This window comes from Paenibacillus amylolyticus (genome assembly GCF_051136285.1).
In the GTDB taxonomy this organism is placed as follows: Bacteria; Bacillota; Bacilli; order Paenibacillales; family Paenibacillaceae; genus Paenibacillus; species Paenibacillus amylolyticus_F.
This window is the reverse complement of sequence record NZ_CP194938.1, coordinates 4,574,749-4,589,192: the sequence shown is the minus strand read 5'-3', so window position 1 is coordinate 4,589,192 and position 14,444 is coordinate 4,574,749. Positions and strand designations below refer to the sequence as shown.

General features: G+C 47.9%; 9 protein-coding genes. All 9 read right to left on the bottom strand.

Features of this window, described 5'->3' with window-relative positions; all coding sequences use genetic code 11:
* Positions 1 to 130: 130 nt before the first annotated feature.
* Positions 131 to 2,143, bottom strand: coding sequence for an NAD-dependent DNA ligase LigA (ligA, locus tag ACR8BL_RS20045; RefSeq protein WP_434749238.1), 2,013 nt, complete (start codon positions 2,141 to 2,143; stop codon positions 131 to 133).
* A 118-nt stretch (positions 2,144 to 2,261) separates the two neighbouring features.
* Positions 2,262 to 4,628, bottom strand: coding sequence for a DNA helicase PcrA (pcrA, locus tag ACR8BL_RS20040; protein ID WP_434749237.1), 2,367 nt, complete (start codon positions 4,626 to 4,628; stop codon positions 2,262 to 2,264).
* Between the two features lie 323 nt (positions 4,629 to 4,951).
* Positions 4,952 to 5,638 (bottom strand): heptaprenylglyceryl phosphate synthase, encoded by a 687-nt coding sequence (locus tag ACR8BL_RS20035; RefSeq protein WP_434753189.1) that lies wholly within the window; start codon positions 5,636 to 5,638, stop codon positions 4,952 to 4,954.
* A 222-nt stretch (positions 5,639 to 5,860) separates the two neighbouring features.
* The gene (locus ACR8BL_RS20030) at positions 5,861 to 6,736 is read right to left on the bottom strand and encodes a phosphatidylinositol-specific phospholipase C/glycerophosphodiester phosphodiesterase family protein (RefSeq protein ID WP_434749236.1); all 876 of its coding nucleotides are present in this window, start codon (positions 6,734 to 6,736) and stop codon (positions 5,861 to 5,863) included.
* A 179-nt stretch (positions 6,737 to 6,915) separates the two neighbouring features.
* Positions 6,916 to 7,806: a dTDP-4-dehydrorhamnose reductase gene (gene rfbD / locus ACR8BL_RS20025; RefSeq protein WP_434749235.1), complete on the bottom strand. Its 891-nt coding sequence runs from the start codon at positions 7,804 to 7,806 to the stop codon at positions 6,916 to 6,918.
* On the bottom strand, positions 7,803 to 8,828 hold the full coding sequence (rfbB, locus tag ACR8BL_RS20020) for a dTDP-glucose 4,6-dehydratase (protein WP_434749234.1): 1,026 nt from the start codon (positions 8,826 to 8,828) through the stop codon (positions 7,803 to 7,805). Before rfbB ends, rfbD begins: the two co-directional genes overlap by 4 nt.
* A gap of 54 nt (positions 8,829 to 8,882) precedes the next feature.
* Positions 8,883 to 9,431 (bottom strand): dTDP-4-dehydrorhamnose 3,5-epimerase, encoded by a 549-nt coding sequence (rfbC, locus tag ACR8BL_RS20015; RefSeq protein WP_434749233.1) that lies wholly within the window; start codon positions 9,429 to 9,431, stop codon positions 8,883 to 8,885.
* A 208-nt stretch (positions 9,432 to 9,639) separates the two neighbouring features.
* The gene (galU, locus tag ACR8BL_RS20010; protein ID WP_434753188.1) at positions 9,640 to 10,518 is read right to left on the bottom strand and encodes a UTP--glucose-1-phosphate uridylyltransferase GalU; all 879 of its coding nucleotides are present in this window, start codon (positions 10,516 to 10,518) and stop codon (positions 9,640 to 9,642) included.
* 141 nt (positions 10,519 to 10,659) lie between these two features.
* Positions 10,660 to 14,196 (bottom strand): SNF2 helicase associated domain-containing protein, encoded by a 3,537-nt coding sequence (locus ACR8BL_RS20005; RefSeq protein ID WP_434749232.1) that lies wholly within the window; start codon positions 14,194 to 14,196, stop codon positions 10,660 to 10,662.
* Positions 14,197 to 14,444: the final 248 nt, after the last annotated feature.

Genomic DNA, 14,444 nt, shown 5'->3' with positions numbered 1-14,444 from the left:
CAATGCATACAAAGGAAGCCTCCCGGCACGACATGCGTGTTTCTGGAGGCTTCCTTATTTGCAAGCGGTTTTGACACTGCTTGTTATTCACAATAACAAAGCAGACGCAGCACCCGTTTATATTCACGTCTTACGGATTCAGCAGACGTACCAGTTCATCCTCGTCCTCGATGGTCGGAATACCGAGATCATGGGCCTTTGTTAATTTACTGCCTGCCTTCTCTCCGGCAATGACCAGGTCTGTCTTTTTTGACACACTTCCCGTTACCTTCGCACCAAGTGCTTCAAGTCTCTGCGTTGCTTCTTCACGCGTCAATTGATGCAGCGTTCCTGTGAGTACCACTGTTTTACCGCCAAAGAAGGAGTCCTCAACAACAACAGCTGGAGCTTCTGGTGCCTGTGCTTTCACACCCAGATTCAGCATCTTCTCAATAGCAGCCTGTGTGAATGGATCCGCAAAGAAGTTAACGATACTCTCTGCTACAATACCACCCACGTCTGGCAGTTCGACTAATTCCTCCGCGGTAGCGTTCATGATCGCGTGCAGATCACGATAATGCTCAGCCAGCATACGCGTGGTGGATTTGCCTGTGTTAGGGATACCCAAAGAATACAGGAACGAAGCCAGGTCTCGGTCTTTACTCTGCTCTAGCGCAGCGAGAAGGTTACTCGCTTTCTTTTCGCCAAATCGCTCCAGCTTCACCAAATCATCAAACTGCAGTGTATACAGATCCGCCGGTTCACGCACGTTCAATTCATCATATAACTGAATCGCTGTTTTCTCACTGAAGGTCTCGATGTCCATCGCGTCTCTGGAGGCAAAATGGGAAATACGAGCAACTGTTTGCGGTTTACATGCCAGTTTGTTGTTACAGAACAAATGCGCTCCGCGCTGCTCCAGCGGGAATCCACATGCAGGGCATTGCTCTGGATAGATGATCTCTTCCCCATCATTCTCTTCGGTCACTTTACCGAGAATCTCCGGGATAACATCATTGGAACGGCGGATGAAGACACGTGAACCCAGTGCATACTTCAGGTTTTTACGCTCGATATCACCCACATTGTTCAGCGTACAATTTTGTACCGTTACTCCAGCAAGTTCAACCGCTTCTACCCGCGCCAGCGGGGTTACTTTGCCTGTACGGCCAACATTCCACACGACTTCGTTTAGTACCGTAGTTGTCTCTTCTGCTTCAAACTTGTAGGCAACTGCCCAGCGCGGGAACTTGTCCGTGTAGCCAAGTACTTCACGAGTTCGCATGTCCGTCAGCTTAATAACCGCCCCGTCAATCAGGTAATCCAGTTGTCCACGATTTTCCTGAATTGCTTCGAGCTGCTCCATAACGTCATCGAATTCATGGAAGTAGGTGAGTGATGGATTAACTTTAAAACGGTTCTCGCGCAAGAAGTCCATCATCTCCTGATGATTCGAAAACTGAATGTCGTCCGAGTATCCAATGTTATAGAAATAGGCATTCAACCGACGCTCAGCGGTCGTTTTCGGATTTAAATTGCGCAGCGCTCCTGCGGCTGCATTTCGTGCGTTTTTGAGTGGCTCGGCAGCCGTCTCGTTATATCGGTTCAGCACTGAAAGGTTCATAATGCCCTCTCCCTGCACTTCAATCGTACCGCCAGTATACGGAATTTTGAGCGGAACAGATTTGATGGTTTTGACTTGTGCCAAAATACCCTCGCCCACCGTTCCGTTTCCACGTGTAGAGGCCTGCACCAGTTCACCGTTTGTGTAGGTCAGGTTCAAGGTCAGCCCATCAAATTTCAGCTCAATGACGTAACCTGGGTCAGGTAAGGGATTCTCCGGGTTTTTGCTGTTATAGTCATTCACCAGCTTTAATACACGCGTATTCCAGTTGCGCAGCTGTTCAATGTTCTGCGCTTTGTCCAAACTCCATAATGGGGATAAATGACGATGCGGGTTGAATCCCTTAAGCAATTCGCCCCCTACACGTTGTGTGGGAGAATCCGGCAATACCATACCGCTCTCCTGCTCCAGTGTAACCAGTTCATCATACAGAAGGTCATACTCCTTATCACTGATCTGCGGCTGATCCATCGTGTAGTACTGATAATTATGTTGGTTCAGCTCGGTAACAAGTTGCTCCATCCGGTGCATCGGGTCCATACGGGCCATCCCTCCGTTTATTTAATATATGTAGAAGAAACATGCCTATTGCGATAATCGAACATGGCAGAATCAGATCTCATGTCAGCTCAGGATTAGGCAATAGGCCGTTTCATTCTTATTCCACTTTGGTAATTGGGGCAAATCCAGCCAGCAGACGTTTCACGCCAACCGGAGCCGGGAATGCAATCTGCAGCTCGGTATCATTACCACTGCCTTTGACAGCAACAATGGTACCTGTTCCCCATTTGCCGTGTTGCACTTTATCGCCTGCCTTGAATCCTGACGCACTGTCGGAAGAGACAGACTTCGAAGCTGACGCTGGTGCTGCAAAGGTGGGACGAGAGGTACTCGTAGTCACTCGGGATGTTGGTCCTGACGCAGTTGCGGATGAACCGCTCCGGCTCTGCTGTTCAAACAGCTTGGATGCACTCGCAGCGCCACCGAAATTACTTCCACCACTTGAGCCTAGGCCACGTCCACCATAGGAGCCGCCACCCGAACTCGACCCACGACGGTAGCGGTCTCTTGCAATGGAGGTATCTTCCTTAAGTTCATCCGGAATTTCGTCCAGAAAACGGGATGGCGGGTTCGCCGTTGTACGTCCAAACAATGTCCGCATCTGCGCGCACGAGAGGAATAACTGCTCCTCAGCCCGTGTAATCCCCACGTACGCAAGACGACGTTCTTCTTCCAACTCTTCGTTGTCCATAAAAGCCCGGCTGTGCGGGAAGACGCCTTCTTCCATACCCACGATAAAGACAACCGGGAACTCCAGACCTTTCGCACTGTGCATGGTCATCAGGGTAACGGCATCGCTCTGATCCTCTTCGTCATCGTTCATGCTGTCGATATCCGCAATGAGTGCCAGATCGGTGAGAAACGAAACAAGCGTTTTGTCTTCATTATTTTTCTCAAACTCCATCGTTACCGACAGGAACTCATCAATGTTCTCGAGCCGTGCACGAGATTCGAGTGTATTTTCATTTTGCATCTCAAGGCGATATTGACTCATCTCGAGAATCTTCTCGGTCAGTTCGGTAACAGACAAATATTCCACCATTTGGTGAAGCGCAGCGATCATATCATAGAACTCTACGAGTGCGTTACGTGTACGGCCAGCAAACCCAAGATCATCTACGACCTGTAACACACGGAAAATGGAAATTCCACGCTCTCCAGCCGCAGCAGCCAGCTTGGCTACTGTCGTATCTCCAATGCTGCGCTTAGGCACATTAATAATCCGGGTTAAGCTGATATCATCATCCGGGTTCGACAACAGGCGCAGATACGCCAGAATGTCCTTGATCTCTTTCCGATCATAAAACTTGATACCGCCGACAATCTGATAGGGAATGTCCGACTTGATCAGAATTTCCTCGATAACCCGGGACTGGGCATTGGTACGATACAAAATGGCATGGTGCTGATAGGATTTGCCGTTCTTCACATTTTTACTAATCTCGGAGGTTACAAAATACCCCTCATCATGCTCAGAGTCCGCCCGGTAAACTTTGATCTTCGAACCACCCTCTTTGTCCGTCCACAGCTTCTTCGGTTTACGGCCTGTATTGAGGCCAATCACTTCATTTGCCGCATTCAGGATATTGGAAGTGGAACGATAATTTTGCTCGAGCAGGATCGTCTGTGCTTCCGGATAATCTTTTTCAAAATTCAGGATATTGGTAATATCCGCTCCACGCCAGCGATAGATCGACTGATCACTATCTCCTACCACGCAGATGCGGTGATGGCTATCAGCCAGCATACGGCACAACATGTACTGTGCACGGTTCGTATCCTGATACTCATCGACGTGAATGTACTGGAATTTCTTTTGGTAAAAATCGAGTACTTCCGGCACTTCTTTGAACAGTTGAATCGTTGCCATAATCAGGTCATCAAAGTCGAGCGAGTTATTGGCTCTTAAGCGGCGCTGGTACATCGTGTACACCTTCGCTACAATGCCTTCAAAATAGTCGCCTGCCTGCTTCTCATATTGCTCCGGGCTGATCAGTTCGTTTTTGGCTGTGCTCATCATCGCTTGAACGGCTTTGGGTTCAAACTTTTTGGTATCAATATTCTGATCCTTCATACAGCTGCGAATGACGGATAACTGATCCGATGAGTCCAAAATGCTAAAATTCGATGTAAACCCAATACGTTCAATGTCACGGCGCAAAATACGCACACACATGGAGTGGAACGTGGATACCCAAATATCGCGGCCCTGAGAACCACCTACGAGCTGGGATACCCGCTCCTGCATCTCTCGAGCGGCTTTATTCGTAAACGTAATCGCCAAAATGCCCCACGGGGGTGCTTTCCGTGTTGCGATCAGGTAGGCGATCCGGTGTGTCAGCACCCGGGTTTTGCCCGAGCCCGCGCCAGCCATAATCAGCAGCGGTCCATCCGTTGCCTCTACGGCTTGACGCTGGGGAGTATTGAGCCTTGCTACGGCGTCATGTATATTTACAGGTTGCATGCATGCATGCTCCTTTCATTGTTTGGTGGTATTACGGGGCCCTGAGGTTAAACTGGTCACTCCGAGTGCAGTAGCATCTTCCGATCGTCGTTATCCCCAGATTTTTTGATCCCCTTTGGCAAAGGGAAAATCCGGTGATAAATACGAACACTTCGTTTCTTCAGATCGCTTCTGCACTCTCCGTTTATGTGTAAACGTAGTCGCCTTATACTTTGTGGGTAGGTAAGAATATCTAGAAAACTGTAATGAATCTTCAGTTTAAAAGCCAAAGTTCTATTTTAACAGATTCAAAGGGGGATGTGGGGAATGGTAAACTAAACCGGTTAGGCATTACCTTTCACGGCTTGTACCGTCTCCAGCGCTTGGCTTAAATTGCTATACACAATATTGCCAACAACAACGGTATCCGCTGCTTGAGCAGCTTGTCCCGCTCTCTCCGCCGTATCAATTCCACCGCCATATATGAGGTGTGCCCGCTCCAATTGTCTATGTGTCTCGCCTACAAGTTCCATATCACCAAATGTTCCGCTGTACTCCATATATATAATGGGCAGATGGAGCAGTCGCTCTCCAGCTTGCGCATAGGCAACCGCAGCCTCTGTAGTCAGTTCCGTATCCGCTCCAGTTAACCTTGCCACAGTTGAGTCCGCATGAAGCACAATATACCCCTCGGTAATCAGCAAATCCCATGGGATCAGATAACCATAACGCTCAATAGCCTGCTGGTGTTGTCCAATAATCCACCTGCTGTCCGTTGTGTTCAGCACCAATGGGATCAGATAACCGTCAAACCCAGGCACAACCGCCTCCAAATCGGATACTTCCAGCACACAGGGCAGTTCATAACGACGCACACGGGACATCAGATCTACTGTATTTTCATACGTAATTCCTGACGATCCGCCGACGATAATCGCATCACTTCCCGACATGCATATTTGATCCAGTGCCTCATCGGTAATTTCACGGTCCGGGTCGAGCTTGAATACGTGTCTCCACTGCTTAATCATGTCTATCAACGAACATTCCTCCAGAGGTTCTTCTGCATCCTAAAAAGCTTGTAAACTAAGTCTAAGTCAGCAGACAACAGGTGTCAATGTTCGTATAAAAGGCGAACAGAAAAACACAGACTTTTTGCTGTTTCCATTTCTAAAAAGTCTGTGTCCTGAAGGACGAATCTTTTATCTCTTTTCATCTTTTTTTTCGGAGAGCTTTTCTGAGTCTTGATCTTTTTAAGGTTTCCAAGCAAATCTTGAATTCATCTCTTCCATTTCTTGCTCGGTCAAAACGTCCGAATACACACCGTACACGCCCCACTTTTCATAATTGGCTGCCTGCTGGGTATCATTAATGGTATGCACATACGTAACTGCTCCGGCCTTCTTCAGCTTGGCAACGAAGTTCTGGTTCACTTTATATTCCGGCATCGTTACGGCATCAATGTCATTATTTTGTACAAAATCAACAACCTGGGCCTCTGAATCTTGTGTAGCGTATAACGTGTAGATGATCGAAGGGAAGCTGTAAACTTCTTTTACCTTTTCAAGCATCGGTTCGTTATATATTTGTACAACAACCCGGCTTAGAGCGGACGGATCATGTTTCTTCGCTGCAGCGACCAACGATTGGAGCACTTGCTGGATATCTTCATCTTTCTGCTCTTTGGTATCCGTCACGATGTACATATCCGGATATTTGGACAATACGTTCATAACTCCATCGGCATCCATTGGCTGATAAATACCCAGAATTGGTGTATTCATAAATTCATCATGGGTGAGTACTCCGGCCTGTTTATGCTCTGGCAACTCTTCATCCTGTCCCAGCATTTTGCTCATATTGGCCGTCCACTCATGTCTGGCTACAGCTACGCGATCCGAAGTAAGCATGAAATCAATTTCAAATACACGTGTACCCTTTTCATAATTGGCAATCATGGCTTCATACGCATTGGTGTAAGGCTGTTCCCGAATACTTCCCATCGCATGGGCAATTAATCGATAATTCGTAAATCCGTCACGCTGCTCCTCACTCTGGCTATCATGCGCCCAAAAGAGTGTCCCCACAGTAACGAGCAACAATGTCAAAACGGCGGCAATACGTTTCATATCATTCACACATCCTTATATGTCACATTGCATTTTGGTAACTAACTACCCGAATAAAACATAAGCAAAACAAAAAGCCGCCCTAAGGCGACTCTACGACTGTAAGATACGATAATAAAATGTACAATTTCTCCAACTAAAAACGATCAAGGGTCAAGCATCTTGCAAAAATTCTTATTTCAATTCGTCTGTTCCGTATTCAGCTCATGTAAAAATGTAATCAGTGCTTCTCTCCAAGGTCTCATGGCTTGAAGCCCATTCGTACGAATCGCCATATGATCCATCACGGAATACGCTGGACGAGAAGCCGGACGTGGAAACTCAGCCGTAGTGCACGCTACGATTTCAGCTATCTGGGCTGTCGCTTGAAAAAAACCATGTTGAATTGCTTCCTCGGCAATCGCCTGTGCAAATTCAAACCATGTGCAGCTTCCCGCATTGGAAGCATGATAAATGCCATATTTTTCGGATATAGCCAGTTCAGCGATCAGACGAGCAAGATCCACTGTATACGTAGGTGCCCCCTGCTGATCATGAACAACTTGAAGCTGAGGGCGTTTTCCCATCAGATCCAGCATTGTTTTGACAAAATTATGGCCATGACTGCCATACACCCATGATGTCCGGATAATAAACCACCGTGTGTTCAGACTCTGAACCAGCCGTTCTCCGGCGAGTTTGGATGTGCCGTATACACTTTGTGGATTTGTCTCATTGTACTCCTGATAGGGAGTGTTCCCCCTCCCGTCAAAAACATAGTCTGTACTGATATAGACCAGCTTCGCTTTCACATTCTCAGCAGCAACCGCTATATTCCGTGTACCTACAGCATTAATTGAGAACGCCGTATCGATATCAGATTCAGCCTGATCCACCGCAGTGTAAGCAGCACAGTGAATAATAATATCAGGCCGGAAAGCATATATAAGATCTTTACATTGCTGCTGATCCGTAATGTCCATCTGTTCCCGGTCACAGCCCAGTACGTGATAGCCGTCTGAACCAAAGGTTTTTACAACATCATATCCAAGCTGCCCCGCGGCTCCTGTTACCATAATTCGATACTTCATACGTCCGAATCACCCATTCGATTACCATACTGGAGTTTCACATAATCCTGATACGTACCGGAATGCACTCTAGCCATCCATTCCTGGTTATTCAGATACCATTGGATTGTTTCTTTAATACCCGTTTCAAAATTATGCACCGGTTTCCAGCCAAGTTCGTTCTCCAGCTTCGTTGGATCTATCCCGTAACGCCGATCATGCCCCGGACGATCCTGTACATATTGGATCAAACTCGACGGTTTGCTCAGCTGTTGTAGCACAGTCTCGACAATGTGAATATTGGTGCGTTCATTGTTACCGCCTATGTTGTATACCTCCCCTGATTTGCCCTGATGAATGACAAGATCAATGGCACGACAGTGATCTTCAACATAAAGCCAGTCACGAATATTCAGACCATCTCCATATACAGGAATGGCTTCGTCCTTCAAAGCACGAGAGATAATGAGCGGAATAAGCTTCTCTGGAAATTGAAATGGACCATAGTTGTTGGAGCAACGTGTAATATTGACAGGTAAACCGAAGGTTTCGTGATAAGCTCTGACGAGGAGGTCACCTCCAGCCTTGCTCGCAGAATAAGGGCTATTAGGTGCCAAAGGTGTCTCTTCTGTAAAAAGTCCTGTCGGCCCAAGTGAGCCATACACCTCATCCGTTGAAACCTGTACAAATTTGGTGATCTGATATTTCTTCGCTGCATCCAGCAGTACCTGTGTGCCCATGACATTTGTGCGGACAAAAACATCTGGAGCCAGAATACTGCGATCCACATGGGATTCAGCAGCGAAATTCACAACCATATCAATACCTTGAGCAAAAATATTCTCCATCTGCTGCAAATCTGCAATATCAGCTTTAATGAAGGTGTACTGCGGATTGGACTCAATCGACTGCAGATTTTCCAGGTTTCCCGCATATGTCAATGCATCCACGTTAATGATTTCGTAATTCGGATGTTCCCGAAGCATATATAACAAAAAGTTGCTGCCGATGAAGCCAGCCCCGCCGGTAACCAATAATTTCATGCCGTCTCTCTCCCTCTGCCTCCAGATATGGATCGTTCCTGAATGTTCTTGTCATTAGTCAAAATTCAGTTCTGCACCCCTAAGCACGGGATGCTTCTGATCTTTATCGGATAAGATCGGTTCCGTTACAGGCCAATCGATGGCAAGTTCAGGATCATTCCATAGAATACCACGGTCATGTTCAGGCGAATAAAATGCATCCACTTTGTAAACCACCTGTGTACGCGGGATCAGTGTACAGAACCCATGGGCAAATCCTTGGGGAACCAAAAGCTGACGCTGATTATGTTCACTGAGTATGACACCCTTCCATTGTCCGAAGGTTGGCGACTGTCTACGTATATCTACAATCACGTCGTAAATGGCACCCGATATTACTCTCACCAGCTTGGTCTGTGCTTTTGGATGAAGCTGATAATGAAGTCCTCGCAGAACACCCGCCTCAGCCGACAAGGATTGATTGTCCTGAATAAACGCATGATGTATCCCATGATCCAGTAGGATTTGCTCATTATAACTTTCCATGAAATATCCGCGATGATCCCCGTATACTTTCGGTTCCAATATAGCAGCATCCTTCATAAACAGCGGAATTAGCTTCATGTCATCCCCCCCGCTCTGCCTCTGACAGTATTTCTTCATTTTGATTATGTATATGTGAGTTACCCTTCAAGTGTTTGTTCATTCGCCTCTGTCATGCAGACACAAAAAACCAGCCGAAGCATTGTGCATCGGCTGGGCTGGGGATGGACATTCAAAAAATAGAACTAAATACTGTGGTAGTAATGTATAAACCAAACATTGATTCAGCTTAGCGATTCCCGACAATGTCTTTCAGATACTTCAATAAATCTTCCCGCAGATCAGGACGCTGGAGTGCATAATGGATGGATGTTTCAATAAAACCTAGCTTCTCGCCCACATCATGGCGCAGACCATCAAAATGATACGCGAGAATCTGGCGTTGTTCATTCAGACGGGACAAGGCATCGGTCAGTTGAATCTCTCCACCTACACCGACGGGTTGTCTACCCAATATTTCAAAAATGTCTGGAGTAAGAATATAACGCCCCATGATCGCCAGATTGGAAGGAGATTCTTCCGTTTTTGGCTTTTCAATCAAACGATGTGCCCGAAAGACGCGCTCATCTGCACGCGTTAACATCTCTCCATCAATGATACCGTAACGGGATACCTCACTCCAATCAACAGGTTGCACGCCGACGATCGGGGATTGCAGTTCGTCATAGACTTCAATCATCTGCTGCAAGCATGGGTGATCCGCTTCAACAATGTCGTCCCCGAGCAGGACGGCAAATGGCTCATTGCCAATAAACTTGCGGGCACACCAGATGGCGTGACCAAGTCCTTTCGGTTCCTTTTGCCGAATATAATGGATGTCAGCCATCTCGGAAGGTTTACGTACTTCGTTAAGCAGATCCCACTTCTGTTTCTCTGCCAGATTCTGTTCAAGTTCAAAGGAATAATCAAAGTGATCCTCGATCGCCCGTTTCCCTTTCCCTGTTACGATAATAATATCTTCAATCCCGGAAGCTACGGCTTCTTCGATAATATACTGAATAGTGGGCTTATCCACGATGGGCAACATTTCTTTCGGCATGGCCTTAGTGGCAGGCAAAAACCGGGTTCCCAGCCCGGCGGCTGGAATAATCGCTTTGCGGATACGTATAGGAAACACTCCTTTGGCTGGATCAGCAGAATTTAATCATAATGAGTAGGAATCACATAAAATTGGGTTAGAAAAATGTTGTATTCTCTATACATTACCACAAATAATTTGACAAGAGTTGTATAAAAAAACAAGTTTGCTCTAAACCATCAACAACTCGCGAATATCCTGCTCGGATAATGTCGTTGATCCTCCATCCCCCGGTTCAATCACCTCGGCAATTAAATCTTTCTTCCGCTGTTGCAACTCCAGAATTTTCTCCTCAATGGTGCCCTCGGTCACGAGGCGGATCACCTGAACCACTTGTTTCTGTCCCATCCGATGCGCCCGTCCAATCGCCTGTTCCTCCACCGCGGGATTCCACCACAGATCATACAAAATAACGGTATCTGCTCCCGTGAGGTTAAGTCCGGTTCCGCCAGCTTTGAGTGAAATGAGAAACAACTCAGCTTCCCCCTCGTTAAATCTGCGGCACATCTCCACACGGCTCTGTGCAGGGGTCTGTCCGTCCAGATAAAACAGATTGTTTCCCTGTGCTGTAAGAGTCTGACGAATAAGATTAAGCATACTTGCGAACTGGGAGAAGATCAGAATACGTTTGCCAGCGGCCAAACAGTCTTGAACTGTCTGCAGCAGTTGTTCCATTTTCCCGGAATCCCCTTGATATCCATCCACAAAAAGTGCCGGGTGACAGCATAACTGGCGCAGACGGGTAATACCTGCCAAAATTTTGATCCGATTTTTCTGGAATCCGTTTTCCTCCATATCCTTTGAGGTTTCATCCTGAAGCTGGGAAAGATAAGCTGCATACAGCTTTTTCTGTTCCACTGTCAGCTCGGAGCGCTGCACTGTCTCAATCCGATCTGGCAGTTCTTCCAGCACATCCTTTTTCAGGCGGCGGAGAATGAACGGACGCACCATGCGCGAGATACGTTCGGGCGGCAGGTCACGGAACCTTCTGTAGCTAGGGAACAGTCCCGGGAATACTGCTTCAAAAATAGACCACAGTTCATCCAGAGAATTCTCGACGGGTGTACCTGTCAGAGCAAATCGGCGCGGTGCCTGAATCTGTTTGACTGCCTGCGCCGTCTGAGACGATGCATTTTTGATCGCCTGCGCCTCATCCAGAATCAAGGCATGGAAGGTTCGTCCCAGATACGTATCCAGATCACGTCGTAGCAATGGATACGATGTCACGATTACGTCCGCCTTGTCCATACCCGCCAGCATGCTCGTACGCTCTTCCTTCTGTCCTGCGGCGATCAGTACGTTCAAATGCGGAGCAAATCGCGCAAATTCATTCGCCCAGTTGTATGTCAATGAAGCAGGCGCGACAACCAGTACAGGCGGATGCGACATTCGCGTACGAATCGTCAGCCCCTCTTGCTGCGAGGTGTGCCAAGTGTCATCTATCGTTCCAGTGGTGTTGTTTACATCAGCTGACACCCCTGCCGCTTGTCCCTGCTCATCAACAGATTTCTCCTGTAACGATGCGGTGATGTAGGCGATGCTCTGCAGTGTTTTCCCCAGTCCCATATCGTCGGCCAGAATGCCCCCAAACCGGTAATGTGCAAGTGTACGAAGCCACTGATAACCGCTTGCCTGATAATCCCGCAGTACAGGAGCCAAAGTCTGCGGTAAAGGAAAATCCATTCGCTCAGGATCACGCAGATCATCGAGGAAACGTTTGAGCGAACCTCCCCATTTCACATGACCGGAAACCTCATCTCTACCCGGGAGCTGCAAAGCCCTTACAGCAGGCAGCCGGATATGGCTGCTCTGGATATCTTTCGCTTCCAGTCCAAGCGCGTCAGCCATGCGAGCGAAGCTGCTCGCGCCTTCATTCTCAAGTGACAGGAAGACACCGCTTCGCAGGCGGAAGAAAGCTTTCTTTTCCACAATGCTGCGCATCAGTTCCTGCAACTCCTGCTCATCGACTCCCTCCATCTCGAAGGAAATCTCAAGCCAGTCCAGTCCTCTTCCCAGATCAGCGCGAACCTTCGGCGGAACAGGATACGTTGGCATCATCGCTTTCACGGCATTCGGCATGTAGATATCGGCCAGCTTCTCAAGCTCGGGTAACAGGTGATACATCACATCATAGATGGCGTCCTCACGTTCGCTTGCCCAGACACTTCCCTCCCGCTCCAGGAAAGAGCGATCCAGTCTCTCGATTAGATTGCGTTCCTTGAAGCGGTCGCGAATCAGAATGACCCTCTTCTCTTCCTCATTGATCAAATACTCTGCCAGCGGGTTAATGACCATGACGCCATAATCGAATTCCAGACGTGCTGTAATGCGTTCCCGGTAAAAGTCGATGTACAGCTTCGGTGACAACTCGGGTTCAGCAATCTGTTCACGCACACGGGAATCAATCGATAGATGCCCCAGCATACGCAGTTCCGGAACGACATGCTGCACGAACTCATCCACCTGCTGTGAAGAAATATCAATACTCTCTTTAATGCCATAAGAAGTGAGCGCACTACTCAGATCTTCCAGACTTCGTATCTGCATTGGTTCCAACATATAGAGCTGCCCTTCAACAACCACCGCATCATACGCCGGAAGCAGGATCAGTTCGCGCAGTCCCGACACCTCCAGCTGATAACCTTCATTAACCCCTTCCGCGATCCGGTAAAATAAAGGCAACGCCCCTTCGCTTAGGATAAGCGGTCCGTTCGCCAGCCCCGTACCCTCCATCCGGCTGTCCACCTGCAAAAGCAGCTCCAGCAAAGGCTTCCACACGATGGGCGCAATCAGGATATCCCTTCCGTCCGAAGCACCCAAATATCCGGAGATGGACTCACGATATGCCTCTTCACTTTGTCTCATGCGAATGAGCATCGATAGGATCGCTTGATCTTGGGCACGAAATACATGCATTAGCGGATCATAATGGAACAGCTTGGTGAAGGACATGGGCTCGCCCTTCTCGATACAGTTCAGGAACTGCTTCACCTTTTGCACAACATAGTGCCTTTTATTGCCCACTTTTAATTCAAGTGCCAGCTTGGCTCCACCTCGAGAAACATGCACCAGTTTGCATATAAACTGTACCTGTAGCTCTTCTCGCAGCATGGAGCGAGTGACGGGTGCTATGTATTTTTGCTCCCGTTCATGTGGCAATCTGCGATCCTTCGCAAACATGGACAAAATCTGGTCTGCCGTGCGGTAGGACGGCTTGTCCGCAGAGCGGCCCCAGCCTGAAGCCGAACTCGGACGACCTGCCTGGGCAAAAGGAGAAGGTGATATCGTCTCCGGCCTTTGCTGCTGTGCCTCTACTTTGGGTGTAGATGATGATGGAGTTGAATAAGGCCGCTCCCATGTCTGCTCTTCTACCAGTGTGCCTACTTTAGATGTCACACCTCTGCTACTGGATGGATCAGGAATGTCCGTATGTTCATGAATAGCGAGTAGGACGGCTGCGATATGTTTGCAATAGTCATAGTAGTTGCCATAGGCCGGGCAATTGCAATGCGCTTCAATCTCTCCCGCATCATCCAGATCAACCTTGACTTCGTAGGCTTCTGTACCTCGAACAACCGCTTGATAATGACGTCCGTCCTCACTCACAGCCAGCTTGCCAATTCTGCCTGACTGTTGATATTCTTCACCGTGTTTGAATGCCGTGACCCCGCACAGCAATTTAATATCCATCATCGTAAATGGAGCCACGCCTCACACCTCCTTGGTTGCCGATGTCACTTTTTTATAGAAAAAACCCCAAGAGCTCCGTAAAGCAGAGATTGGGGTTGCTTATTAAGTTGAAATATAGTCGTTTACACGTGCACTTCGATGACAGAATAACCCTCCAATCACTGTTATCCCCAGATTTTTTGATTCCCTTTCCTAAAAGGGAAAATCCGGTGATAAGCGTATGCTTCCGATGCAGCTTTCTTGCAGAAAGCTTTTAGGCGAACGCT